Here is a 22,989-nt window from a genome sequence, read left to right on the forward strand (position 1 = left end):
ACCGAGCCGCGCCAGCGGGTGCTCGACGCGCTGGCGGCCTATGGCGGGGCGCCGGTGACGCTGGCCGAACTGTCGGCCGAGGCGGGGGTGACGAGCTCGGTGGTGAAGGGGCTGGTCAAGGCGGGCGCGATCGTCGAGGAGGAGGCGCCGCGCGATCTGCCCTATCCGCCGCTCGATCCCGGTGCCGCGCCCGTGCGGCTCGAGGGCGATCAGGTGGCCGCGGCCGAAGCCCTTGTCGCGGCGGTGGCGGCCGACAGCTACAGCACGACGCTCCTGAAGGGCGTGACCGGCTCGGGCAAGACCGAAGTCTATCTCGAGGCGGTGGCCGAATGCCTGCGCCGCGGCCGGCAGGCCCTCGTGCTCCTGCCCGAGATCGCGCTCACCTCCGAATTCCTCGCCCGCGTCGAGGCCCGCTTCGGGGCGCGACCCGCCGAATGGCACTCGGGCGTGACCGCGACCGAGCGGCGGCGGCTCTGGCGGATGGTCTCGGAGGGGCAGGCGCAGTTCGTGGCGGGAGCCCGTTCGGCCTTGTTCCTGCCCTTCCGCGACCTCGGCCTCGTCGTCGTCGACGAGGAGCACGACACCTCCTACAAGCAGGAGGAGGGCGCGCTCTACAATGCCCGCGACATGGCGGTGCTGCGCGCCTCGATCTGCGGCTGCCCGGCGGTGCTGGCCTCGGCCACGCCCTCGCTGGAAAGCTGGGTGAATGCCGCGCAGGGCCGCTACGCCCGGCTCGATCTCGGCGCCCGCTTCGGCGCGGCCGAGCTGCCCGAGATGCATGCGATCGACCTGCGCCCCGAGAAGCTGCCCGCGAACCGCTGGATTTCGGAGGCGCTGGCCCGATCAGTCGAGGCCCGGATCGCGCGGGGCGAGCAGTCGCTTCTGTTCCTGAACCGCCGCGGCTATGCGCCGGTCACGATCTGCCGCGCCTGCGGCCACCAGATCGGCTGCGACCATTGCGACGCGCGGATGGTCGAGCACCGGTTCCAGAAGCGCCTCGTCTGCCACCAGTGCGGGGCGACGAAACCCATGCCCGAGGCCTGCCCCTCCTGCGGGGTCGAGGGGCGGATGGCGCCGGTGGGGCCCGGGGTCGAGCGGCTGGCCGAGGAGGTGGCAGACCGCTTTCCGCAGGCGCGGGTGGCGGTGCTGTCCTCGGACCTCTTCGGTTCGGCGCGGGCACTGAAGGAGCAGATCGCGGCCATCGCCGAGGGCGGCGCCGACATCATCATCGGCACGCAGATCGTGGCCAAGGGGCACAACTTCCCGCTCCTGACGCTGGTGGGCGTGATCGACGCGGATCTGGGCCTGCAGGGATCGGACCTGAGGGCCGCCGAGCGCACCTTCCAGCTGGTGCGGCAGGTGGCAGGGCGCGCCGGACGCTCGGCGGGCCGACGGGGCGTGGCGCTCGTGCAGACCTGCCAGCCCGAACATCCGGTGATCCGGGCGATCCTCGGCGGCGACGAGGAAGCCTTCTGGAGGGCCGAGGCCGAGGAGCGGCGCGTGGCGGGGATGCCGCCCTACGGGCGCCTCGCGGGCATCATCCTGTCCTCGCCCGATGTGGCGCAGGTCTTCGAGACGGGTGCGGAGCTTGCGCGGGCCGACGCCCCCTTGCGCCGGATCGGGGCGCAGGTCTTCGGCCCCGCGCCCGCGCCCATCGCCCGGGTGCGGGGCCGCCACCGGGTGCGCCTGCTGGTCAAGGCGGGGAAGGGCGCGCCGCTGCAGGCCGCGCTCGCGGAGTGGATCGCGCAGGTGAAGCTGCCCGCAGCCCTGCGCCTTGCGGTGGATATCGATCCACAGAGCTTCCTCTGACCGCGGGCCGCCTCCCTGCGCCGCTGGGGGCCTCTTGCATCCGAAGAGGGCGCGCCGCCCCTTGCCATCTCTGACGGCGGGCCCCGCCCCTGCGCCGGAAGGGGGCTCCTGCGTCCAATGGGGAAACGCGGCGCCCCTTTCGCGCCTTGATGGCGCGAGCGTGATCGCGCAAGGCTTCCGGTGCCGTCAGCGTGACTCGCACCGGCAGGCGGCCCTCCCTATATTCGTCCCCTGTCAACCGGAGGCCGCACAATGTTCCTGCTCAACCGTAAGAAGTCCGAGATGGTCTCTGCCGCCGAGGCGCTGCCCGGCCGCCCTGAACCCATTCCCACGGCCGAGACGCATTTCCTGTCGGGCCTGCCGCTGAAGTCGCCGGTGCCCGCGGGCATGGCCGAGGCGGTCTTCGGCATGGGCTGCTTCTGGGGGGTCGAGCGCAAGTTCTGGCAGGTGCCGGAAGGTGTCTGGCTCACCATGGTGGGCTATGCCGGGGGCTACACGCCGAACCCGACCTACGAGGAGGTCTGCTCGGGCCGCACCGGCCATACCGAGGCCGTCCGCGTGATCTACGACCCGTCCGTCATCTCCTATGCCATGCTGCTCAAGCTCTTCTGGGAGAACCACGATCCCACGCAGGGGATGCGGCAGGGCAACGACAGCGGCACGCAATATCGCTCGGCCATCTACACCTACGGGCCCGAACAGGCCGAGGCCGCCAAGGCCTCCGCCACCGCCTATCAGGGTGCACTGAGCGCGGCCGGCCGGGGCCGGATCACCACCGAGATCCTTCCCGCGCCGCCCTTCTACTTCGCCGAAGCCTATCACCAGCAATATCTGGCCAAGAACCCGGCCGGCTATTGCGGCGTGGGCGGCACCGGGGTGTCCTGCCCGATCGGAACCGGGGTCGGCGCCGCGTCGCCCGCACGCTGAGCGGCGCTTGACGCGGGGCGGGGGCGGGGATAGGCCCGCCCCGACCGCACCGGAGGCTGCCCCATGCCCACCTATTCCGCCCTGACCACGCTCGAAGGCGAGGAGGCCGCCGAGGCCCTCGCCGACGCCCTCGAGCGGATGGAGCCCGAGCCGACCGGCGTGGGCGTGTTCGAGATCGAGGACGGCTCGGGCCTCTGGGAAGTCGGCGCCTATTTCCTCGAGCAGCCCTCCGAGGCGGTGCTCGAGCTTCTGGCGACCGCCTTCGGCGCCAGACCCTTCGCTCTGTCGGAATTGCCCGAGATCGACTGGGTCGCCAAGGTCCGCCGCGAGCTGTCGCCGGTCGAGGCCGGGCGCTTCTTCGTCTACGGCAGCCACGATGCGGACAAGGTGCCGGACGGCCGGATCGCGCTCCAGATCGAGGCAACCGTGGCCTTCGGCACGGGCCACCACGGCACGACGCTGGGCTGCCTGCGCGCCCTCGACCGGCTGGTGGAGGCGGGCTTCGTGCCGCGGAAAGTGGCCGATGTGGGCTGCGGCACGGCGGTCCTCGCCATGGCGGCCGCGCGGGTCTTCCCCGAGGCGCAGGTCCTCGCCTCCGACATCGACGAGGTGGCCGTCGAGGTGGCGGAAGCCAACGTCGCGATCAACGGGCTCGAGGGGCGGGTCGCCTGCCTCGAGGCCGCGGGCTTCGATCATCCCGAGATCGCCGCGGCGGCGCCCTTCGATCTCGTCTTCGCCAACATCCTGAAAGGCCCGCTGATCGAGCTCGCGCCCGCCATGGCCGCCCATGTGGCGCCGGGGGGCGGGCTGGCCATCCTGTCGGGCCTGCTCGTGGTGCAGGCCGATTCGATCACCGAGGCCTATCTCGCCCAAGGGTTCGAACTCGCCCAGCGTGAGGATCTCGGCGAATGGTGCTGCCTCGTGATGCGCCGTCCCTGAGCATCGGCACGGCCCGGGAGAGCCCGCGGATCCCGGGCTCGCGCGATGCGTGAAAATCCGCGCCGCCGCCGAGGCTGTGGCGCATTCTTCCCGTATTAACGGGATGTTGCCCGCTTTCTGCCATGTTCTGCGGCCATGCTGCCTTGGGCCGGAAACGGCGGTGTCAGTGTGGGCTTGTCATGGACCGCAACCTTGCGGACTTTCGAAATCGGGTCGCGCGGATCGAGGCCGCGCATGAGCGGGGCCTGGGCTTCGAGGCCCAGGGAACGCTCGGCCGGTCGCATTACCTCAAGCCCGCGCGGCGTCGCCCGCGCCTGCTCGCGCCGCTTCTGGTGCTGCTGCTCTGCGGCGTGGGGCTGAAGGGGGCGCTTCTGTGGCGGATCGGGCCGGAATCCTATCAGGCGCGGCTCGACCGGCTGGCGGCGGCGGAGGGCCTTGACCGGCTGGGAAGCCTGCTGCTGCGCCCCGATCCGGCGGCCCGCCTCGTGGCGGAGCTGCTCGGGGGGCTTCTGCCCGGACGCTGATCGCTCTCAGTCAAAGGAAAAGGCCGCGTCCCGGTGGGGAGCGGCCTTTGGCAGATGGTCCGGGAGAGAGCGTCCCGTCCTCTGCTGACCCTTAGCGGCGGAGCGCGCAGATGTCATCGATATCGCCGCGGCAGAGACCGATGTCGTCGAGCTCGCGATCGCTGAGCTTCGTCAGGGCTGCGCGGGTGGCGCGGGCGTCGTTCCAGGCCACAACGGCGGCGAGCAGGTCGCTCATGCGCTGCACGAAGTGGAAGGTGGAGATGGCGCCGAAGGGCGCCGGGCGGGTCGTCTCGAAGGCGGCCATGGCGTCTGTCCTTTTTTCAAACTGCTGAAGATCACAGCACCGCTGCGTCTGAACAGGCAAATAAGCCGGCGGCTTGATGTCGGCAATTGGTTCCGGAGCAATGCCGCATTGCAGAAAACGCAAGGCTCCAATTCACGAAAATGTCTTGTATCCCGGGCGCTTGATCGAAAGGGCCTCGTCGTCGTATCGCACGGAAGAAGTGTCGTTTTTCGACCATGGCTGCGGCTTTCCCGCCGTGGCGCCACGCGGGGCGCGGAAGGTGCTGGCAGGTGTTCCCGCTTCGTGCTAGCCCTTGCGGCAACGGGAAGCAGGGGGCGACATGAGGGTTCTGGGCATCGACCCCGGTCTGCGGAACATGGGATGGGGGGTGATCGACGTGTCGGGCACGCGTCTGGCTCATGTCGCAAACGGAATTTGCCACTCCGATTCGGGCGATCTGGCCCAGCGGCTCCTGTCGCTGCACGGCCAGCTGACCGATGTGCTGGCGCGCTTTCAGCCCGACACGGCGGCCGTCGAGCATACGTTCGTCAACAAGGACGGGGTGGCGACGCTGAAACTTGGGCAGGCGCGGGGGATCGCGCTCCTCGTTCCGGCGCAGGCGGGGCTCGCGGTCGGCGAATATGCCCCGAACGCGGTGAAGAAGACGGTGGTCGGTGTGGGCCATGCCGCCAAGGAGCAGATCCAGCACATGGTGCGGCTGCACCTGCCGGGCGTCGCTCTCGCGGGGCCCGACGCGGCCGACGCGCTCGCGGTCGCGATCTGCCACGCCCACCATGTGCAATCCTCCGGCCGGCTCGAGGCCGCACTGGCGAGGGCCGCGCGATGATCGGCAAGGTGGCGGGGATCCTCGACTTCCGCGGCCCGGATCATGTGCTGATCGACGTCCGCGGCGTGGGCTACATCGTCTATGTCTCCGACCGGACGCTCGCCTCGATGCCGGGTCTGGGCGAGGGGGTGGCTCTCTATACCGAGCTCGTGGTGCGCGAGGATCTGCTGCAGCTCTTCGGCTTCCCCACGATGATCGAGAAGGAGTGGCATCGGCTGCTGATGACGGTGCAGGGCGTCGGCGCCAAGGCGGGGATGGCGATCCTCGGCGCGCTCGGGGCCGAGGGAACCGCGCGCGCGATCACGCTCGGCGATGCGCGCCTCTCCGCGCTCTGCCTCGGGCCGGGCTTCGGCCTCACCGACCGCGAGCGCGATCTCGTGGCGGTGGCGCTCGATGCCGGGCGGCCGACGGTTCTCGATGCCGACGCGCTGACCCTCGTCTCGCGCGAGAGGATGCTGCGGCAAAGGCTGCACCCGGGCTGTGTGCTCACGCCTCATGCGGGCGAGTTTCGCAGGCTCTTCCCCGGGACGCCGGAGGACGAAGGCTCCCGCGCCGCGGCCGTGCGGGAGGCCGCGGCGGAGACGGGCGCGGTGATCCTGCTGAAAGGGGCCGAGACGCTGGTGGCGGGGCCGGAGGGGCTTGCGGTTCACGCGGCCACCGGCGCCCGGAGCGCGCCCTGGCTTGCCACGGCGGGGGCGGGGGATGTGCTGGCCGGGCTGATCGCGGGCCTCCTCGGCCGGGGCGTCAGGGAGCAGGAGGCGGCCGAGGCGGGCGCCTGGCTCCATGTCGAGGCGGCGCGCGGGGTCGGTCCGGGCCTGATTGCCGAAGACCTGCCCGAAGCCTTGCCCGCGGTCTTCCGCGCCCTCGGCCTTTAGGGCCGCGCCGCTCCCCGGCCGGTGCCGGAGGTCGGGCGGATGCCGCTCGGGCGACGATCACACCGTGACGGCGAGCGGCTCGGGCCGGGTCACGGGATGGAGATCGCCCGCATAGATCGCCGCCGGGGCCTCGAAGGTCAGCGTGACGAGCGGAACGTCTTTCATCCGCAGAAGCCGCGTGAGCTGCCCGTCCACGAGCCGCCGCGCGGGCAGGACCGCGGAACCTTGCCCGTAGAGGAGCTCGGCCCGCGCGCCCCGCAGCAGGAGCGGCTGGTCAGCCGGAACGAGGAGCGTCTCGCCCGGCCGGTCGTGGGCGAGGGTGCTTGCCGCGATGGCGACCATCTCGGCCTGCGCCAGGGTGGTTTTCTCGGCCGCCAGAACCGCGACCGCGCCGCTCCGCGCCACCAGCCTGTCGCCCGGCCGGATCTCCTCGGCGGGCCGGATCCCGGCCAGGGTCAGAACCGGCGTTCCGCTTGCCAGGGACAGGAGGTGCCGTAGCCCAAGTCCGGTCGGAGAGATGTCGCTCATCTTCGGCCCTTTCCTGCGGTTCGCTCACCCGAAGGATGAGTCACCGAAGATGGTTCATTTCTGTGGCGGAGAAGAGAAACATTGCGGCGAGTGCAGGGCAGCGCCTCTCCGGGAGCCGCGCTTTTCCTCTCGCATCGGGCCGGGCCCTTTGCTAGAAGGGCGCGGATTTTCGGGGCGTGCTCACGCGCGGCCCCGAAGGCGGGTGTGGCGGAACTGGTAGACGCAGCAGGTTTAGGTCCTGTCGCCGAAAGGCGTGGGGGTTCGAGTCCCTTCACCCGCACCAGAGGAACAAAGAGGACGGAGAGACATGCAGGTCACCGAGACCCAGAAGGAAGGTCTGAAGCGCGCGTACACCATCACGGTGACCGCTGCCGAACTGGACGCCAAGGTCCAGGAAAAGCTCGTCGAGGCGCAGCCCGACATCGAGATGAAGGGCTTCCGCAAGGGCAAGGTGCCGCTCGCCATGCTGAAAAAGCAGTTCGGCGCGCGTCTTCTCGGCGATGCGATGCAGGATGCCATTGACGGCGCCATGCGGGATCATCTCGAGACCTCGGGCGACCGTCCGGCGATGCAGCCGGAAGTGCGCATGGTCGACGGCGAGACCTGGAAGGAAGGCACCGACGTCGTCGTCGAGATGAAATACGAGGCCCTGCCGGAGATCCCCGAGATCGAGACCTCGAAGGTCTCGCTCGAGCGGCTGGTGGTGAAGGCCGACGAGGCCGCCATCGAGGAAGCCCTGAAGAACCTCGCCGAGTCGGCGCAGAACTTCGAGGACCGCCGCAAGGGTTCGAAGGCCAAGGATGGCGATCAGGTCGTGATCGACTTCAAGGGCTCGGTCGACGGCGAACTGTTCGAGGGCGGCTCGGCCGAGGATTACCCGCTGGTGCTGGGCTCGGGCTCGTTCATCCCGGGCTTCGAGGAGCAGCTCGTCGGCACGAAGGTCGATGACGAGGTGACGGTGAAGGTGACCTTCCCGGCCGAATATGGCGCGAAGCATCTCGCGGGCAAGGAAGCCGAATTCGCCTGCACGGTGAAGGCCGTGAAGGCGCCGAAGGCCGCCGAGCTCGACGACGAGCTGGCCAAGAAATACGGCGCCGAGGATCTGGCCGCTCTCAAGGGCCAGATCTCCGAGCGGCTCGAGGCCGAATACAAGGGCGCCTCGCGCGCCGTGCTGAAGCGGGCGCTGCTCGACCAGCTCGACCAGATGGTGAGCTTCGAGCTGCCGTCGAAACTCGTCGAGGCCGAGGCGCATCAGATCGCGCACCAGCTCTGGCACGAGGAGCACCCGGAAGAGCACGGCCACAACCACGGCAACATCGAACCCACCGACGAGCACAAGGCGCTGGCCGAGCGTCGCGTGCGCCTCGGGCTGCTGCTGGCCGAGATCGGCCGCAAGGCCGAGGTGACGGTGACCGACGCCGAGATGACCCAGGCGGTTCTCGCCCAGGCTCGCCAGTATCCGGGTCAGGAGCGCGCCTACTTCGAGTTCGTGCAGAAGAACCCGCAGATCCAGCAGCAGCTTCGCGCGCCGATCTTCGAGGACAAGGTCGTGGACCTGATCCTCGAAGGCGCGACCGTGACCGAGAAGGAAGTCGGCAAGGACGACCTCCAGAAGGCCATCGAGGCGCTCGACGAGATGTGATCCGTCGCCCATGGCGACAGGGGGCCGCTCCTTCGGGGGCGGCCTTTTCTTTTCCGATGGCCCGTTCAGGCGAGGACGGCTTGGTCCTTTCCAGCGTGCGCTCAGGCGAGGGCGCCTAGCCTTCTCCGGCGTCCGCTCAGGCGGGAACGACCTTGTTTCGTCCGGGGTCCGTTCAGGCGGGGCGGCCTGGTCCTTTCCGGCGTCCGCTCAGGCGAGGGCGGCCCAGTCTTTTCCAGCGTCCGCTCAGGCGGGAACGGCCCAGTCTCTTCCGGGCCCGTTCAGGCTAGGGCGGCCTTTTCCTTTCCGGGGGTCCGGTCAGGCGAGGGCGCCGGGCCGTCGGAAGACCCGGTGGGGCCTCGGGGATGTGCGCGGCCGATTGGCAACGAAAAAAGCCGCGCCCGGAGGCGCGGCTTTTCCCTGATCGGTGAAGATCGCTCAGTCGTCTTGCGAAGCGGCGCCGATCTCGTCGAAGAGTTCGGCGATCTCGAAGTCGGCCGCGGCTTCCGCCTCGGCGGCGAGCTCCTGGATCGACTTGCCCGAAGCCTGCAGTTCGGCTTCTTCGACCGACCGCGCGACGTTCAGCGTGATCTTGACCACGACTTCCGGGTGCAGCGTCACGGTGACGGTGTGCAGGCCCAGATCCTTGATCGGACGGTCGAGCACGATCTGGCCGCGGCCGACGGTGAAGCCGGCTTCGGTGGCAGCCTCGGCCGCGTCACGGGTGGTGACCGAGCCGTAGAGCGCACCGGCGTCGGAGGCCGAGCGGATCACGACGAAGCTCTGGCCGTCGAGTTTCTCGGCGACGGCGGCGGCCTCTTTCTTGGTCTCGAGGTTCTGCGCTTCGAGCTGGGCCTTGCGGGCCTCGAACGACTTGATGTTCGACTCGTTGGCGCGCAGCGCCTTGCCCTGCGGCAGCAGGAAGTTGCGGGCGTAACCGTCCTTGACGTTCACGACCTCGCCCATCTGGCCGAGCTTGGCCACACGCTGGAGAAGGATGACTTGCATGGGATCAGCTCCTCACTTCACGGCGTAGGGGAGCAGGGCGAGGAAACGGGCGCGCTTGATGGCGGCCGCGAGTTCACGCTGCTTCTTGGCCGAAACGGCGGTGATGCGCGAGGGCACGATCTTGCCGCGCTCGGAGATGTAGCGCTGCAGAAGACGGGTGTCCTTGTAGTCGATCGCGGGAGCATTGTCGCCCGAGAAGGGGCAGACCTTGCGGCGACGGAAGAAGGGTTTGTTGGCCATGGGAATTCTCCTCTGCTCGATCAGCGACGGAAGCCGCCACGGTCGCCGCGATCACCGCGGTCGCCCCGGTCGGAACGGTCGCCCCGGTCGCCGCGCTCACGCTCGTCGCGCTTCTGCATCTGGATCGAGGGGCCTTCGGCATGCTTGTCGACCTTGATGGTCAGCACGCGCATCACGTCGTCATGAAGCCGCATCAGGCGCTCCATTTCCTGCACGGCGGCCGAGGGGGCATCCGACTTCAGGAAGGCATAGTGGCCCTTGCGGTTCTTGTTGATCTTGTAGGCCATCGTCTTGACGCCCCAGTATTCGCGGTCGACGACCTTGCCGCCGTTGTCCGCGAGGACCGTGGAGAAATGTTCGATGAGGCCTTCGGCCTGCGCGTTGGACAGGTCCTGACGCGCGATGAAGACATGCTCGTAGAGAGACATGCGGGCTCCAATCTGTCGGGCGCATTTCATAGGTCGGGCCAATCCTTCCGCGGCCCGTCCACGAGAGTCTGCGCCGGTTCGCATGAGAGCGGAAGGATGGGGCCTTATAGCGGCCCCCGCGCCGGATGCAAGCGCGAAGGCCCCGCGAGGGGCAGGCCCGGAGGCCAGCCCCGGGCCGCGAGATCAGACGGATTTGCGCACCATCCGGAGGCCCGCGATGTCTTTCCCTTGAAGGCCTTGCCCCTTGCCGCCTCCGCGCTTCCTCTGAGGGCAGGAGGCGCGTTGTTGCAGAACGTCCGCCAGGAAGGATTCCGAACCGCGCCGGGTTTGCCGGAGGCTCCAGCCCCTGAGCAGGAGGGAGCATCATGAGCAAGACGCCGAACAGGTTTCCCCAGAAGTGCGCGGGCGGGCCGTGCGAGCGCTTCTCGACACCGGGGCCCGGCATCCGTCGCGCCGGCAGGCGGTGATGTCGATCGCGGCGAAGATGGGCTGGGCGTCGAGGCGTTCGACCTCCATGCCTTGCGCTACCGCAGTGTGATGGAGCCCGCATGGACAGGCTGCGACGACGACGAGATCATGTCCTGTTCCGGTCCCTCCACAAAGGCGATGGTGCGGAAGGACGCGGGTGAGGCCCGACAGATCATGCGGGCCAGACAGGCCCGGGAGAGACGCAGATGAACGGAACGGGCGCAGAACAAAAACGTGATAACCGGAGCGATAACCGCCTTGACGGCGCCAGAGAGAAAACCTAATGAAGCCAAGGCTCCGGCGGGTTGGCGGAGAGGTTACGCAGCGGATTGCAAATCCGTGAAGACCGGTTCGATTCCGGTACCCGCCTCCAAGTCTTTCATGACATTTTAAGCCGCTAAGCTGTTGGCTCCCTTCCGAGTTCCGGCAGCCCTTCCAGTCCCCCTTTCGGATCCGCGCACTACGCGGTCATCTGCGGGACCGTCCACCGTCCGGTGCTCGCCGCCTGCTCCTTCGGCTTGCTGCCTCACGCGGCGCGAGAGAGCCTGTCCGTTACGGCGGGCCTCGGGTCGCGTGCCGTCGAAGTTGACTTTCGGGGAGTCGCGATGTCGGAGGCCGTCCGGCAGTGGGCTCGAGGGAAGGGCCGGGGGCGGCCTTGGCCTTCACGCGGAGGGCGCCGCGTCCCGTCCTGTCTGATGGCTCAAGTCGCCGTGTCTCAGAGGGATCGGCGCCTGCGCCGTCAGGATCGAGACCGGTGTCTCGCCCGCGCGCTGATCGCCCGGCGGAACGGCGGCCCGGCCGGGCGGTTGATCCGCATGACCCTGATCGCTGCCCTTCTCGCCGCAGGCCTCGGCCTCATTCACATCTTCATCGGCCGCCTCGGCTTTCTGGGGCTTCTCCCGCGCAGCATCTGGCTTTCGGCGGCGGGGGGCGTGGCTGTGGCCTATGTCTTCCTGCATATTCTCCCCGAGCTGGGCGCCCATCAGGTCACCTTTTCCCGTGCGCTGGGGCTCGGGGCTCAGGCGGCCGAGACCTGGGTCTTCCTCGTGGGTCTCGCCGGGCTCACCACCTTCTACGGGCTCGAGAGGCTCGCCAAGGCCTCGCGCAAGCGCTCTCAGGCGGCGGGGCAACAGGATGCGGTCGAGGCGCGTCTCTTCTGGGTCCATCTCGGCTCCTTCGCGGTCTACAACCTGCTGATCGGCTACCTGCTCGTCCACCGCGAGGAGCCGGGCCTTGCGTCGCTTCTGCTCTATGCGGCCGCCATGGCCATGCATTTCGTGACCAGCGACTTCGGCCTGCGCGACGATCACAAGCACCGCTACGACCGGACCGGCCGCTGGATCATGGCGGCAGCCGTGGTGGCGGGCTGGGCGCTCGGCGCGGTGACGCGCCTGCCCGAGCTGATGACGGGCCTCCTCTTCGCCTTTCTTGCCGGCGGCATCGTGCTGAACGTGCTGAAGGAGGAACTGCCCGAGGATCGGCAGAGCCGCTTCTGGCCCTTCTTCGGCGGGGCCGCGGGCTATGCGCTGGTTCTCGTCGCGATCTGATGGGCGGAGCTTCGGGTCATCCTCGCGGCCCAAGTCGGAGTGGCAGGTAACGCAGCCCACTGCTTCGACAGCCGGGGTGCGAGCGGCGGGAAGGCCGGCCCGAGGATCGGGCCACGGCGCGCGGTTGTGCCGGAAGCCGGCGGCGCCCTGACCGTCGTTCCCGCCGGACCACTGGCCTCTCCTGAGCAGGCAATCTTACCCCGGGCGGCGCGCAGGCTCGCGCGCCGGACCGCCCGGGAGGCGGCCCGCACCTCATGGCGGCCGTCACGCGCCGCTGTCCGACAGCGCATGATCCTCCAGATCCATCACATCCTCGTCCGTCTTCTCCCAGCCGGCCCGCTCGTCTTCCGTCGCCCGCGGCGAGAAGAGGCCGGTGAAGGCGTAGAAGATCCCGATCAGGGGCGCCGTCCAACAGGCGAAGGCGAGGGGGATATAGAGGAGGTTCTGGATGTTGCCCGACATGATCCCGAGCCCCAGCGCCGAGATCACGAAGGCGCCGCCCGCGTTCCACGGGATCAGCGGGCTCATCAGGGTGCCGCCTTCCTCGACGGCGCGGCTGAGGTTCAGCGTCGAATAGCCCATCCCGCGGTAGAGCGGCGAATACATCCGCCCCGGCAGCGCGATGGAGATATAGGGGTCGCCCGCGACCATGTTCGTGGCGAAGGCGGTGGCGATGGCCGAGCTCTGGACGGCGGCGAAGGTCTTCACCCGCGAGATGATCGCGGTGATGATCGCCTCAAGGCAGCCCGTGCGCTCCAATGCGCCGCCGAAGCCGAGCGCGATCAGCATGAGCGAGATCGTCCACATCATCGACTGGATCCCGCCCGAGTTCAGCAGCGTGTCGATTTCGGCCACGCCGGTCTCGATGGCATAGCCCGACTGCGCATAGGTGAAGACCTCGTGGAGGCCTGCGCCCTGAAGGAAGATGGCGATCAGTGCCCCGACCACCACGCCCGCGAAGAGGGACGGCAGGGGCGGCTGGCGCATCAGCGCGAGCACGATGACGACGAGGGCGGGCAGGAGCGGGATCAGGCCGAGCTCGAACCGCGCGTCGAGTTCCCGTGTGATCCGCTCGATGGCGCCGAAGGACGCCTCCTGCGGCTCGATCAGCGCGTAGCCCGCGACCAGATAGGCCACGAGGGCGATCAGCATCGCCGGCACCGTCGTGGGCAGCATGTTGCGGATATGGTCGAAGATGTTCACGCCGGTCACGGCAGGCGCGAGGTTCGTCGTGTCCGACAGGGGCGAGATCTTGTCGCCGAAGAAGGCGCCCGAGACGACGGCGCCGGCCGTCCAGTAGGGCGGGATCCCGAAGCCCGCCCCGATCCCCATCAGCGCGAGGCCCACGGTGCCGACCGTCCCCCAGCTGGTGCCGAGCGAGAGCGAGACGACCGAGCAGAGGATCATGGCGGCCGCGAGGAAGATCGAGGGATTGAGCAGCGTGAGCCCGTAGTAGATCAGCGTGGGCACCGTGCCCGAGGCGATCCAGACGCCGATGATCATCCCCACCACGATCAGCACGGAAAGCGACGGCATCGAGACATGGATGACGTGGAAGACGCCCTCACGGATGTCGAGCCACTTCTGCCCGCGGAGCACCCCCACGAGCCCCGTGATCGCGAGCCCGATCACCAGCGGGATGTGCGGGGTGAAGTCTCCGAAATAGAAGAGCTGAAGGGCGAGAAGAGCGAGCGTCAGAACCACTGGCACGAGGGCAAGCGGCAGGGACGGGGGGGCGAGCCTCGGCTGTTCCATGTCTGCCTCACAATTGGGTGTTGGACAGGGAAAGCACCGGAACCGGCCTTCCGGTTCCGAAATCGGCCGATCCGGCCATCTGTGGGGCCGGTGACGGTGTCGAAAGGCTCAGGCAATCGCGGGGGCAGCGGGGGTGCCGGTGCTGCGCGGGCTTCGGGGACGCAGCGTATCATGCCGCTCAATGGATTCTGCGCGGCGCTTGGGTGCTGGAGCGGTCCGCCCGGTTTCGGGGAGGCCCTGATGCACGTCACCTTGCGCCAGTGCGGTAGCGAGGGAGGGCCCGTTCCCTGCGGGTGAATGCCTTTGTCGAGCCGCCGGCTTCCCGACCCGGGGTCAGGAGGAGCTGGGCAGGCGCATGGGTCAAATGGGGGCGACGCGCCATCTGCCGGTGCTCCGGCCGCACGCAGACTGGCGGAAGTCCTGCCCGGTCGCCCGTGCCCCTTCGTCTGCGGCCTGCGGAGATGTCGGGCAAGGCTCAGAAGAAGCCGTAGGTAGGGCTCGAGCGGCCGCCACACCTGCCGCCGGTTCGACCCATGCGAGGAGGGGGCGGAGCGCGTGGCCCCGCCCGCCGCGTGTCACCAGGAGGTGATGACGGACCCCTGATATTTCTCGTCGATGAAGGCCTTCAGCTCGGGCGAGTGATAGGCCTCGACCAGCGTCTTGACCCAGGGCTGCTCCTGATCGCCGTCCCGCACCACGATGATGTTGACGTAGGGGCTGTCGGCCTTCTCGGTCGCAATCGCGTCGGTCTTGGGGTTCAGCCCCGAAGCCAGCGCGTAGTTGGTGTTGATGAGCGCCGCGTCGAGATCGGCCAGCGAGCGCGGAAGCTGCGCCGCATCGAGCTCCTGGAACTTGATGCCCTTCGGGTTCTCCGTCACGTCGAGAACGGTGGGCGTGAGGCCCGTGCCCTCTGCCAGCTTGATCTGACCCAGATCCTGCAGCACGAGAAGCGCGCGTCCGCCGTTGGTGGGATCGTTCGGGATGCCGACCTGAGCGCCCTCGGGCAGGTCGTCGAGGCTCTCGATCTTCGAGGAATAGAGCCCCATCGGCGTGGTGATCGTGGTCGCGACCGGCACCAGATCGAAGCCGCGGTCCTTCACCTGATTGTCGAGATAGGGCTGGTGCTGGAAGGAGTTGGCCTGGATGTCGCCATCGGCCAGCGCCTGGTTCGGCACCACATAATCCGAGAATTCGATCACGTCGATCTCGAGCCCCTTCGGGGCTGCGATCTTGGCGACCTCTTCCATGATCTCGGCGTGTTCGCCCGGCGAGACACCGACCTTGATCTCTTCGGCGAGGGCGCCGCCGGCGATCAGGGCGAGCGCGGAGGCGAGGGTGGTCATGCGCAGCATGAGAGGTTCCTTCTGTGGGAGGCAGACATCAGCGGCCGCGGTTGCGCGGCGCGCGCCGGTCGACGGCGCGGGCGATGCCCTCGCCGACCGATTGGACGAGTTGGACGAGCACGATGAGGATCACCACCACCGCAGCCATGACCTCGGGCATGAACCGCTGGTAGCCGTAGCGGATGCCGAGATCGCCCAGGCCCTCGCCGCCGACCGCACCCACCATGGCCGAATAGCCGATGAGGCTGACCAGTGCGAGCGTGAGCCCGAGCGCGATCCCGGGCAGCGCCTCGGGGATCAGCACCTTGCGGATGATCTGGAAGGGCGTGGCCCCCATGGCGCGGGCGGCCTCGATCAGCCCGCTGTCGACCTCGCGGATCGCATTTTCGACCAGTCGGGCGATGAAGGGGATGGCCGCCACCGTCAGCGGCACGATCGCGGCCGTGGTGCCGATCGAGGTGCCGGCAAGCGCGCGGGTGAAGGGGATGATCGCCACGACGAGGATGATGAAGGGCACCGAGCGCGTCGCGTTGACCACGAGCCCCAGCACCTTGTTCACGAGCGGCGCAGAGAGAAGCTCGCCCCGCTGCGAGGTGGCGAGGAAGACGCCCAGGGGCAGGCCGAAGGCGGTACCGAGCACACCCGACACGGCGACCATGTAGAGCGTCTGAAGCGTGGCCTCGAGGAGGAGGGGGGTCAGGTTAGCCCACATAGCCCAGCACCTCCGTCAGCAGCTGATGGCGTTCGAGATAGGCGCGCGCCTCGGCCCCGCGCCCGGTCTCGACCGAGACGAGCAGATTTCCGAACGGATGGGGGCCGATCTCCTCGATGGCGCCCGCGAGGATATTGACCGCGATCCCGAGCTCGCCGGTCAGGCGTGCCAGCATCGGATCGGTGGCATGGCGGCCGGCGAAGGTGATGCGGATGACCTCCTGCGACGGACCCTCGGGCGGGGCAGGACGCAGGCGGCTGGCCACGAAGGCGGGGAGCGTCACGCCGGTCACGCCCGACAGGAAGGAGCGGGTCGTCGGATGCTGCGGGCGCACGAAGATGTCATAGGTGGGACCGGCCTCGACGATGCGTCCGCCGTCGATCACCGCCATGTGGGTCGCGATGTCGCGCAAGACGCCCATCTCGTGGGTGATGAGCAGGATCGTGAGGCCGAGGTCGCGGTTGATGTCGGCGAGAAGGCGCAGCACCGTCTGCGTCGTCTCGGGATCCAGCGCCGAGGTGGCTTCGTCCGACAGGAGCACCTTGGGTCCGGTGGCAAGGGCCCGCGCGATGCCCACGCGCTGCTTCTGCCCGCCCGAAAGCTCGGCAGGGTAGCGGTCGGCCAGAGCTTCGAGACCGACCCGCGCGATCAGATCGGCCACGCGGGGCCGGATCTCGGAGGCGGGACGGCCCGCGATCTCGAGGGGCAGCGCCACATTGCCGAAGACGGTGCGCGAGGCGAGCAGGTTGAAATGCTGGAAGATCATGCCGACCTCGCGGCGGATCTCGCGCAGCTCGGCGCCGTCCGCCGCCCCCACGTCGCGCCCGCCCACCAGCACCCGGCCGCCGGTCGGGCGTTCGAGCCCGTTGACCATGCGCAGGAGTGTCGACTTGCCCGCGCCGGAGCGGCCGATGATGCCGGTGATCGCGCCGGGCTCGACCGTCAGCGTGCAATCGGACAGCGCCATGACCGGCGCGCCACCCTTCTGCGCGAAGGACTTCTCCACCCGGTCGAAGGTGATCGCCGCCCCGGTTGCCTGTTCGTCTCGCATTCGGGATGCCCGCTGCCTCAAACTCGTCCGGGGACGATAAAACTTATCAGCGCGGGAGGCACAAGCCCTGCGGGCTTCTCCTAGGGCTTCGGCGGCGGAACCTTCGGCCCACGGGCTGCTCGGCGCTCTGGTCCCGCGTTCCGCTCCGCGGCCATGCCTCGTCCTGTCGGTCCGCCCGAGGCGGTCGCACCGGGAGAGTGTTCTTATTCTGCGCGTGAGTCCCTGTCCGCGCGAAGAGCCGCTTGCCGCGTGCGCTTGCATCGGGAGAGCGTTTCAGGGCGCGAGTGGCTTGGAGGGCAGGTCCATCGAGGAGGGGGGCTCCGCGACGACCGAAGCGTCGCCTCGGGAAGCCCTGCCGTGGGGGCACAAGTCGCTACGGAAGCGCGCGCCGCGTCTCGATGCAGATCCGCAAATGACGAAGGGCACCCGTGAGGGTGCCCTTCGGTCTTCTGGAGCGGGCGATGAGATTCGAACTCACGACCCTTACCTTGGCAAGGTAATGCTCTACCCCTGAGCTACGCCCGCGCTCCGTGAGGCGGGTATTAGCGGAGCCGCCGGGAGGCTGCAAGAGGCAATTTGCAGCTTTCAGGCCGTCCCGTGCGCGGCGGTCTGGGGCGCCGTCGCAGGCCCTGCCGGCGCGGCTTTCGGGGCGGGGCGGGCAGCCGCCTCGCCCTTCCAGCGGTCCGCAAGCCAGGCCACGCCGAACTGCACCGAAAGGCCCATGGCCAGCAGGAGCGTGTCGAACAGGAAGCGGTCTCCGGTCAGGTCCTTGACCCCCTGCAGCGCGAAGCAAAGGATGGTGCCGGTGGCGAAGACCTGCAGCGAGTGGCGGCCTAGCAGGGCGAAGGGCTCGGCCCAGCTCGAGGCCGCCAGATGCCGCACCCAGCCGAGCGTGCTGAGCAGGTAGGCCAGCGCCAGCACATGAAGAAGGCGCGGAACGGTGGCGAAGGTCTTGTCGAAGGCGGTGATGTAGAAGGGCAGGCCCAGATCCTGGTTCAGGACGCGCATGAAATGGTTCATCGTGTCGTAGACCACAGGCACCTTCAGCCAGATCAGGGCCAGCAGCAGATAGGCCGCCGTCAGGGCCTGCAGCCACGGCAGGATCGGCACGAATCGCCTGCCCTTCTTCAGGGCGACGCCGGTCAGGAGACCCATGACGAAGATGATCTGCCAGGCGAGCGGGTTGAAGAACCAGCCGCCCGGGTTGGGGAAGTTCGGCAGGTTCAGCCGGAACTGGCCCGTGACCGCCCAGAGCAGCACCGATCCGACAAGGAGCGTCCGCGGAAACCGCAGCGCCGCCAGAATGAGAGCCGGCGTGACCAGAAGCAGCGTCGCATAAAGCGGCAGGATGTTCGTGTAGCCGAGCTGATGGGTCAGCGCGGGCACGCCGATCAGGAAGCCCAGAGGCTTCTGGAACAGGATCCAGACCTGATTCTCATGCAGCAGATCCGGGGCCGCAAACCAGAGAGCGAAGGCCGCCGAGATGGCGATGGCCCAGATCGTGGTGAGGAGATGGACGAGATAGAGCGTCCAGGCCCGGCGCCAGATCTTGCGGGCCGCGGCCCAGGTGGGCGTCCAGAACCCCTTGGAATAGGCGAGGCCCGCCGCGATCCCCGACATCAGCACGAAGCCCTCGGCCGCGTCCGAGAAGCCGAAGTTGCGGCTGGTGAAATTCTCCCAGACCGTTCCGGGCACATGGTTGATGAAGATCATCACCAGGGCCAGACCGCGGAAGACGTCGAGCCTCTTGTCGCGCGCCGCGACCTGGAGGGGACGGTCAGGCATGGCTGACCGCCAGTGCCGGAACAGCCTCGGGGGCGGGGCTGCGTTCCCAGTCCGCGAGGATCGCTTCATGCGCCAGAAGCACCGGCGTCGGCGCGACTTCGAGCGGCATGGTGAAAAGCGCCGAGCGGCTGCGCTTGGAGGTGACCGCGATCACGAGCGGCGAGAAGATCATGGGCAAGGCCACCGGAAGCAGCCAGGGCACGAGGCCCGGCGCGAAGTAATAGGTGGCGCCGATGCCGAGAAGGCCCCAGGTCACGATCCAGTGGCTGGCCGACCAGGCCTGCGCCAGGGAAAGGCTGCCGTCGCCGCGATTGTTGGTGGGCCAGCCGCCATCGCGGCCCAGCAGCACCTGCAGCACCGAGCGGGTCTGGAAGGCCATGAGGATCGGCGCGATGATGCTGGAGAAGACAAGCTCGGCCAGTGTCGAGACGAGGACGCGCCCCGCGCCGCCGAAGCCTGCCGCCCGGCCGGTCACGATGGCCTCGATGGCGATCATCAGCTTGGGCAGGAGCAGGAGGCCGAAGATGCCCACCGCGAGGCCGATGGCCTTCCAGGTCTCGTCCGAGGGGAAGACGGGGAAGGGCCAGTAGGGCACCGGGAAATAGTCGAGCGGCGGGGCGAAGAAGGGCGCCGCGATCGAGGCCATGATGAAGCCCAGCCAGAAGAGCGGCGCGATGTAGGCCATGATGCCCTGCAGGAACACGAAGCGGTTCCAGCCGCACAGGCCGGGCGCGAACAGGATGCGCCCGTGCTGGAGGTTGCCCTGACACCAGCGCCGGTCGCGCTTCGCATGGTCCACTAGATTCTCCGGGCCTTCCTCGTAGGAGCCGCGGATGTCGTCATCGAACCGGACGATCCAGCCTGCACGCGCGAGAAGCGCCGCCTCGACATAATCGTGGCTCATGACATGGCCGCCGAAGGGGGGCGGACCCGACAGCTCGGGCAGGCCGCAGCTTTCCGCGAAAGCCTGCACCCGCACGATGGCATTGTGGCCCCAGAACGGGCCGGTGCGGCCCTGCATCATCGCCAGCCCGCGCGCGAAGACGGGCGCATGAAGCGCGGCCGAAAACTGCATCGACCGCCCGAAGCGGGCGCGCGCCTTCGTCACCACCGGCAGGGTCTGGAGCAGCCCGAGACGTGGCTCGGCCTCCATCCGGCGCACCATGTCGACCAGCGTTTCGCCTTCCATCAGGCTGTCCGCATCGAGGATCACGGCGAACGGGTAGGCAGAGCCCGACTTCTGGATGAAATCCTCGATATTGCCCGCCTTGCGGCCGCGGTTCACCGCACGGCGGCGGTAGAAGATGCGGCCCTCGGCGTCGCGCTCGCGCAGGAGGCGCAGGAACCAGAAGCGTTCGCGCGCGGCGATGGCCTCGTCGCGGGTGTCCGAGAGGATCGCGAAATGGAACAGGTCGCGCCAGGGCGTGGCCGCGAGAGACGCGTCCATCGCCGCGATGCGCGAGAAGGTCGAGACAGGATCCTCGTTATAGACGGGAACGAGAATGACCGTGCGCGTCGAGATCGGCGCGTCGGGCGGCACGTTGGCCGGCCGTTGCGGGCGCGTGAAGAGACCGAGCACCGCATGGGCGGCGCCCCAGCCGAGCCACGAGGTCGAGACGAGGATCAGCACGCTCCGCGTGATGTCCATCGAATCGAGCCCGTCGGTCGAACCGAACTGCAGAAAAAGAAAGAAGGCCCCGGCTGCCGCGGTGAGGCTGATCGCCGCCGCGACGAGACGCGAGGCCAGCGTGACGGCGCGACGGCGCCGCTCCGCGGGCATGGCTCAGTGCTCCGGCCTCGGGGCACCCACCCCGAACAGCCGCAGCATCGAGAACAGGCCGGTCGCGGCCGGTTCAAGCTGCTGCTTGGGCATGGCGCAGGGCGCGGCCGGAGGTGCGCCGATCCGGTCCACCAGAACCGCGATATCTTCGACCGAGCTGGCCTCGAGGGCGCCGGTCTGCAAGGAGTCGGCAGAATTCGACATCAGGCTTTGATCCACTGATAGAGCCATGTTTCCGAGAGTTTGCGTCCATAACCGGCGATGTGCGCCGCCAGTTCCACCGTGGCCCCCTCGGCTGCGGCCACGTCGAGAACGAGACGCCATATGTCCATCCCGTCCAATCGTTCAAGAGTCTGCGTGACGATTTGTCCCTGCTGCACCGAGGTGATGGCTTCCACCTCGGCGTCGCCGGGAAGTCCGCCCAGCAGACCCCCTTTGAAATCAATGACGAACTTGCGGGTTTCGCCCGTATTCTCCACACCCGAAACGCCGCCGTGACCGGCCCGCGTCTCCCAGATATGGGCGATGTCGGACGGTTCTTCGATGGGCAGGGCCCCCCACCGGAGGCGGTAGGCGAATTCGCGCGCATCGCCGGCGGAGATCTGCCCTTCCGGCACCCAGAAGGCCACGATGTTGTCGTTCGTCTCGTAGCGGGTCGGGATCTCGACGAGCCGCACCATCCCCTTGCCCCAGTCGCCGATCGGCTCGACATCCACCGAGGGCCGCAGCTCGTAGTGCGCCTCGGCATCCTGATAGTCGTCGAAGGACCGCTTGCGCTGGTGCAGGCCGAAGGCCTGCGGATTCTCCTCGCCGAAGTAGCTGCTGGCCAGCCGCGGCGGGTTGTTCAGGGGGCGCCAGAGGATGTCGCCGTCGTGGCGCCGGACGGCAAGACCGTCGCTGTCATGCACGTTCGGGCGGAAATCGTCATAGGTGGCGCGGTTCTTCTCGCTGAAAAGGAACATCGAGGTCAGCGGCGCCACGCCGAGCTGGGTCACCGCACTGCGGAAGAAGAGGCGCGCCGTCACCTCGATCACCGTCTCGATGCCGGGCGTGATGACGAAGCGGTAGGCGCCGGTGACGCTCGGGCTCTCCATCGCGGCATAGAGGACGGCCGACAGGCCGCCGCCATGCGGACGCTCCAGATAGAAGCGCGAGAAGCGCGGGAATTCCTCGGGCGCGGAGGTGGCCGTGTTGACGGCCAGCCCGCGGGCGGAGATGCCGTAGCCGTTGCCGCGGCCGAGCGCGCGGAAGTAGCTCGCGCCGAGAAAGGCCACGAGCTCGTCGAAGACGTCCGGCCGGTTCAGCGGGAAGCTCAGCCGGAAGCCCGCCACGCCGGGCAGGTCGACGTGGGCCGCCACGCGCGTGGCCAGTTCGTTGCGATACTCGAAGTCGTCGGTCGAGAAGCGCACCTCGTGGACATAGCCGTCGGTCACGTCATAGAGGCGGACCGGAGCGCCGAAGAGCCAGCCGAGGTGGAAGGCCTGGATGCGGAACATGCTGTCCGTATCCGCCCAGCGCGAGCGGTCGGTGCGGAAGTTGATCGAGCGGTAATCGTCGTATTGCAGCTCGCCCAGAAAGCCCGTGAGGTTCTCGGGCTCCACATGCGGCTGGGTGGCCGCGACCCGCATCTCCTCTGTCAGCCAGTCGTAGCTGAACTGCTGCGGCGCAGCGACCGGCACGGAGGCCGGAGGCGCGTCGGCAGGCGCCTCCTGCGCCCGGAGGGGCAGCCCGATGAGCCCGCTTGCAGCGAGGGCGAGCGACGAACTTGCCGCGCTAAGCAGCAGGCGCCGGTTCAGGCGGGCGGAGGGGGCGGCAGGGGCGGGCATATCAGAGAGACGACGTCCGTTTTTCAAAGGCTTGCAGAGCACAAGTCCAAGATTCGCATCGTCCAGCAATATGGTTGTGCCGCAGGCACTTGCAAGCACAGGCAGCGTCGCATCGGGGGCGTGAGCGCGGATTCGCCGAAGATGTGTGCAAATCAGCGCACCTTCTCGCGCCACACGCCCGGCCGGTTCGGGCGCCGCCTCGAAACGCGCGCGGCGCGGCAGATGCTGCGGTGCAGACAGGCAGCGGAAGAACGGCAACCGACAGCGGCGCCGGCCCTGAGTCGCGGCTCCCAACAGCTGGAAAATCGAGGGTGCAGGACAGCCGAGCCCTCGGGGCTCAGTCGCGTTTCTCGGGGTAGGGGCGGCGGAGATAGAACAGCCGCTCGCTGGCCGGGGTCTTGTCCGCGGCCTCGGATTGCACCGCGGGCGCGATCCGTTCGGCCGCCTCGGCAAGCGCCGCCTCGATCTCGGTCAGGCCGTGGCGCTCGGCATAGCCCACGAGCGAGATCAGGTGAGGCACAAGCCAGCCGTGCTCGCTCCGGTCGTCCCGCGGGGGGCGCCGGGCGGCGAGTTCGGTCACCTTCGGCCGGTCTGGCTCAGGCTGCGCCATGCTGATCCTCCGTGGGGCGGCGGGCGGCCTATCATCGGCCGCCAGTCCGAAGTGCCTGCGTCAGG

22 protein-coding genes and 3 tRNA genes are annotated in these 22,989 nt (G+C 68.6%); 10 read left to right on the forward strand and 15 right to left on the reverse strand.

Going from position 1 to position 22,989, the window contains the following annotated elements; translation table 11 throughout:
• The 4 genes from A9O63_RS19035 to A9O63_RS19050 all read left to right on the forward strand — a co-directional run.
• Positions 1–1,809: primosomal protein N' (locus tag A9O63_RS19035; protein ID WP_069333312.1), on the forward strand; the 1,809-nt coding region annotated here is incomplete at its 5' end.
• A 252-nt stretch (positions 1,810–2,061) separates the two neighbouring features.
• On the forward strand, positions 2,062–2,736 hold the full coding sequence (gene msrA / locus A9O63_RS19040; RefSeq protein WP_069331368.1) for a peptide-methionine (S)-S-oxide reductase MsrA: 675 nt from the start codon (positions 2,062–2,064) through the stop codon (positions 2,734–2,736).
• 63 nt (positions 2,737–2,799) lie between these two features.
• The gene (locus A9O63_RS19045) at positions 2,800–3,675 is read left to right on the forward strand and encodes a 50S ribosomal protein L11 methyltransferase (RefSeq protein WP_015921049.1); all 876 of its coding nucleotides are present in this window, start codon (positions 2,800–2,802) and stop codon (positions 3,673–3,675) included.
• Positions 3,676–3,854: 179 nt separating this feature from the next.
• On the forward strand, positions 3,855–4,199 hold the full coding sequence (locus A9O63_RS19050) for a hypothetical protein (RefSeq protein ID WP_069331367.1): 345 nt from the start codon (positions 3,855–3,857) through the stop codon (positions 4,197–4,199).
• 91 nt (positions 4,200–4,290) lie between these two features.
• Here the strand turns inward: A9O63_RS19050 and A9O63_RS19055 are convergent, their stop codons facing one another.
• On the reverse strand, positions 4,291–4,503 hold the full coding sequence (locus A9O63_RS19055; RefSeq protein ID WP_069331366.1) for a DUF1127 domain-containing protein: 213 nt from the start codon (positions 4,501–4,503) through the stop codon (positions 4,291–4,293).
• Between the two features lie 319 nt (positions 4,504–4,822).
• On the opposite strand from A9O63_RS19055, the gene ruvC reads away from it, so the two are divergent.
• Both ruvC and ruvA read left to right on the forward strand, forming a co-directional pair.
• Entirely contained in the window at positions 4,823–5,329 is a 507-nt protein-coding gene (gene ruvC / locus A9O63_RS19060) for a crossover junction endodeoxyribonuclease RuvC (protein ID WP_011841515.1), read from the forward strand.
• Positions 5,326–6,204, forward strand: coding sequence for a Holliday junction branch migration protein RuvA (gene ruvA / locus A9O63_RS23475; RefSeq protein WP_069333313.1), 879 nt, complete (start codon positions 5,326–5,328; stop codon positions 6,202–6,204). The genes ruvC and ruvA overlap by 4 nt, the downstream gene beginning before the upstream one ends.
• Before the next feature lie 57 nt (positions 6,205–6,261).
• On the opposite strand, the gene A9O63_RS19070 is transcribed toward ruvA, so the two are convergent.
• Positions 6,262–6,732, reverse strand: a complete 471-nt coding sequence (locus A9O63_RS19070) for a Hint domain-containing protein (RefSeq protein WP_069333314.1) — start codon at positions 6,730–6,732, stop codon at positions 6,262–6,264.
• Positions 6,733–6,930: 198 nt separating this feature from the next.
• On the opposite strand from A9O63_RS19070, the gene A9O63_RS19075 reads away from it, so the two are divergent.
• Both A9O63_RS19075 and tig read left to right on the forward strand, forming a co-directional pair.
• Positions 6,931–7,015 (forward strand) — tRNA-Leu (locus A9O63_RS19075).
• 24 nt (positions 7,016–7,039) lie between these two features.
• Positions 7,040–8,374: a trigger factor gene (tig, locus tag A9O63_RS19080; RefSeq protein WP_069333315.1), complete on the forward strand. Its 1,335-nt coding sequence runs from the start codon at positions 7,040–7,042 to the stop codon at positions 8,372–8,374.
• 435 nt (positions 8,375–8,809) lie between these two features.
• Here tig and rplI read toward each other — a convergent pair whose 3' ends face one another.
• From rplI to rpsF, 3 genes are read right to left on the reverse strand one after another with little or no spacing between them, the layout of a single operon-like run.
• A complete protein-coding gene (gene rplI, locus A9O63_RS19085) occupies positions 8,810–9,379 on the reverse strand; it encodes a 50S ribosomal protein L9 (RefSeq protein ID WP_069333316.1) in 570 nt (189 codons plus the stop codon).
• A 12-nt stretch (positions 9,380–9,391) separates the two neighbouring features.
• The gene (rpsR, locus tag A9O63_RS19090; RefSeq protein ID WP_002720283.1) at positions 9,392–9,619 is read right to left on the reverse strand and encodes a 30S ribosomal protein S18; all 228 of its coding nucleotides are present in this window, start codon (positions 9,617–9,619) and stop codon (positions 9,392–9,394) included.
• Positions 9,620–9,639: 20 nt separating this feature from the next.
• A complete protein-coding gene (gene rpsF / locus A9O63_RS19095) occupies positions 9,640–10,047 on the reverse strand; it encodes a 30S ribosomal protein S6 (protein WP_002720282.1) in 408 nt (135 codons plus the stop codon).
• A gap of 767 nt (positions 10,048–10,814) precedes the next feature.
• On the opposite strand from rpsF, the gene A9O63_RS19100 reads away from it, so the two are divergent.
• Both A9O63_RS19100 and A9O63_RS23480 read left to right on the forward strand, forming a co-directional pair.
• Positions 10,815–10,888, forward strand: a tRNA-Cys gene (locus A9O63_RS19100).
• Between the two features lie 442 nt (positions 10,889–11,330).
• Positions 11,331–12,062: a hypothetical protein gene (locus A9O63_RS23480; RefSeq protein ID WP_069333317.1), complete on the forward strand. Its 732-nt coding sequence runs from the start codon at positions 11,331–11,333 to the stop codon at positions 12,060–12,062.
• Between the two features lie 264 nt (positions 12,063–12,326).
• Here A9O63_RS23480 and nhaC read toward each other — a convergent pair whose 3' ends face one another.
• From nhaC to A9O63_RS19155, 10 genes are all read right to left on the reverse strand, one after another.
• A complete protein-coding gene (nhaC, locus tag A9O63_RS19110; protein ID WP_069333318.1) occupies positions 12,327–13,817 on the reverse strand; it encodes a Na+/H+ antiporter NhaC in 1,491 nt (496 codons plus the stop codon).
• A 575-nt stretch (positions 13,818–14,392) separates the two neighbouring features.
• Positions 14,393–15,169, reverse strand: a complete 777-nt coding sequence (locus A9O63_RS19115; protein WP_069333319.1) for a MetQ/NlpA family ABC transporter substrate-binding protein — start codon at positions 15,167–15,169, stop codon at positions 14,393–14,395.
• A gap of 28 nt (positions 15,170–15,197) precedes the next feature.
• On the reverse strand, positions 15,198–15,872 hold the full coding sequence (locus A9O63_RS19120) for a methionine ABC transporter permease (protein WP_069333320.1): 675 nt from the start codon (positions 15,870–15,872) through the stop codon (positions 15,198–15,200).
• Entirely contained in the window at positions 15,862–16,923 is a 1,062-nt protein-coding gene (locus tag A9O63_RS19125) for a methionine ABC transporter ATP-binding protein (RefSeq protein WP_069333321.1), read from the reverse strand. Before A9O63_RS19125 ends, A9O63_RS19120 begins: the two co-directional genes overlap by 11 nt.
• A gap of 450 nt (positions 16,924–17,373) precedes the next feature.
• A tRNA-Gly gene (locus A9O63_RS19130) sits at positions 17,374–17,448 on the reverse strand.
• A gap of 60 nt (positions 17,449–17,508) precedes the next feature.
• Positions 17,509–18,708 carry an OpgC family protein gene (locus tag A9O63_RS19135; protein ID WP_069333322.1) on the reverse strand — a complete coding sequence of 400 codons (1,200 nt, stop codon included), beginning with the start codon at positions 18,706–18,708 and terminating at the stop codon, positions 17,509–17,511.
• Complete coding sequence (mdoH, locus tag A9O63_RS19140) at positions 18,701–20,488, reverse strand: glucans biosynthesis glucosyltransferase MdoH (protein ID WP_069333323.1); 1,788 nt, start codon at positions 20,486–20,488, stop codon at positions 18,701–18,703. Before mdoH ends, A9O63_RS19135 begins: the two co-directional genes overlap by 8 nt.
• Positions 20,489–20,491: 3 nt before the next feature.
• Positions 20,492–20,692 carry a hypothetical protein gene (locus A9O63_RS19145; RefSeq protein ID WP_002720275.1) on the reverse strand — a complete coding sequence of 67 codons (201 nt, stop codon included), beginning with the start codon at positions 20,690–20,692 and terminating at the stop codon, positions 20,492–20,494.
• Complete coding sequence (locus A9O63_RS19150; RefSeq protein ID WP_069333324.1) at positions 20,692–22,314, reverse strand: OpgD/OpgG family glucan biosynthesis protein; 1,623 nt, start codon at positions 22,312–22,314, stop codon at positions 20,692–20,694. Before A9O63_RS19150 ends, A9O63_RS19145 begins: the two co-directional genes overlap by 1 nt.
• A 337-nt stretch (positions 22,315–22,651) precedes the next feature.
• On the reverse strand, positions 22,652–22,924 hold the full coding sequence (locus tag A9O63_RS19155; protein WP_069333325.1) for a hypothetical protein: 273 nt from the start codon (positions 22,922–22,924) through the stop codon (positions 22,652–22,654).
• Positions 22,925–22,989 lie beyond the last annotated feature (65 nt).

This window comes from Cereibacter johrii (assembly GCF_001720585.1).
Lineage (GTDB): Bacteria > Pseudomonadota > Alphaproteobacteria > Rhodobacterales > Rhodobacteraceae > Cereibacter_A > Cereibacter_A johrii.

What these genes read in the sequence shown, in the direction of transcription:
- msrA (WP_069331368.1), top strand. Translation starts at nt 2,062, where the DNA reads ATGTTCCTGCTCAACCGTAAGAAGTCCGAGATGGTCTCTGCCGCCGAG.
- A9O63_RS19045 (WP_015921049.1), top strand. Translation starts at nt 2,800, where the DNA reads ATGCCCACCTATTCCGCCCTGACCACGCTCGAAGGCGAGGAGGCCGCC.
- A9O63_RS19050 (WP_069331367.1), top strand. Translation starts at nt 3,855, where the DNA reads ATGGACCGCAACCTTGCGGACTTTCGAAATCGGGTCGCGCGGATCGAG.
- A9O63_RS19055 (WP_069331366.1), bottom strand. Translation starts at nt 4,503, where the DNA reads ATGGCCGCCTTCGAGACGACCCGCCCGGCGCCCTTCGGCGCCATCTCC.
- ruvC (WP_011841515.1), top strand. Translation starts at nt 4,823, where the DNA reads ATGAGGGTTCTGGGCATCGACCCCGGTCTGCGGAACATGGGATGGGGG.
- ruvA (WP_069333313.1), top strand. Translation starts at nt 5,326, where the DNA reads ATGATCGGCAAGGTGGCGGGGATCCTCGACTTCCGCGGCCCGGATCAT.
- A9O63_RS19070 (WP_069333314.1), bottom strand. Translation starts at nt 6,732, where the DNA reads ATGAGCGACATCTCTCCGACCGGACTTGGGCTACGGCACCTCCTGTCC.
- tig (WP_069333315.1), top strand. Translation starts at nt 7,040, where the DNA reads ATGCAGGTCACCGAGACCCAGAAGGAAGGTCTGAAGCGCGCGTACACC.
- rplI (WP_069333316.1), bottom strand. Translation starts at nt 9,379, where the DNA reads ATGCAAGTCATCCTTCTCCAGCGTGTGGCCAAGCTCGGCCAGATGGGC.
- rpsR (WP_002720283.1), bottom strand. Translation starts at nt 9,619, where the DNA reads ATGGCCAACAAACCCTTCTTCCGTCGCCGCAAGGTCTGCCCCTTCTCG.
- rpsF (WP_002720282.1), bottom strand. Translation starts at nt 10,047, where the DNA reads ATGTCTCTCTACGAGCATGTCTTCATCGCGCGTCAGGACCTGTCCAAC.
- A9O63_RS23480 (WP_069333317.1), top strand. Translation starts at nt 11,331, where the DNA reads ATGACCCTGATCGCTGCCCTTCTCGCCGCAGGCCTCGGCCTCATTCAC.
- nhaC (WP_069333318.1), bottom strand. Translation starts at nt 13,817, where the DNA reads ATGGAACAGCCGAGGCTCGCCCCCCCGTCCCTGCCGCTTGCCCTCGTG.
- A9O63_RS19115 (WP_069333319.1), bottom strand. Translation starts at nt 15,169, where the DNA reads ATGCTGCGCATGACCACCCTCGCCTCCGCGCTCGCCCTGATCGCCGGC.
- A9O63_RS19120 (WP_069333320.1), bottom strand. Translation starts at nt 15,872, where the DNA reads ATGTGGGCTAACCTGACCCCCCTCCTCCTCGAGGCCACGCTTCAGACG.
- A9O63_RS19125 (WP_069333321.1), bottom strand. Translation starts at nt 16,923, where the DNA reads ATGCGAGACGAACAGGCAACCGGGGCGGCGATCACCTTCGACCGGGTG.
- A9O63_RS19135 (WP_069333322.1), bottom strand. Translation starts at nt 18,708, where the DNA reads ATGCCTGACCGTCCCCTCCAGGTCGCGGCGCGCGACAAGAGGCTCGAC.
- mdoH (WP_069333323.1), bottom strand. Translation starts at nt 20,488, where the DNA reads ATGCCCGCGGAGCGGCGCCGTCGCGCCGTCACGCTGGCCTCGCGTCTC.
- A9O63_RS19145 (WP_002720275.1), bottom strand. Translation starts at nt 20,692, where the DNA reads ATGTCGAATTCTGCCGACTCCTTGCAGACCGGCGCCCTCGAGGCCAGC.
- A9O63_RS19150 (WP_069333324.1), bottom strand. Translation starts at nt 22,314, where the DNA reads ATGCCCGCCCCTGCCGCCCCCTCCGCCCGCCTGAACCGGCGCCTGCTG.
- A9O63_RS19155 (WP_069333325.1), bottom strand. Translation starts at nt 22,924, where the DNA reads ATGGCGCAGCCTGAGCCAGACCGGCCGAAGGTGACCGAACTCGCCGCC.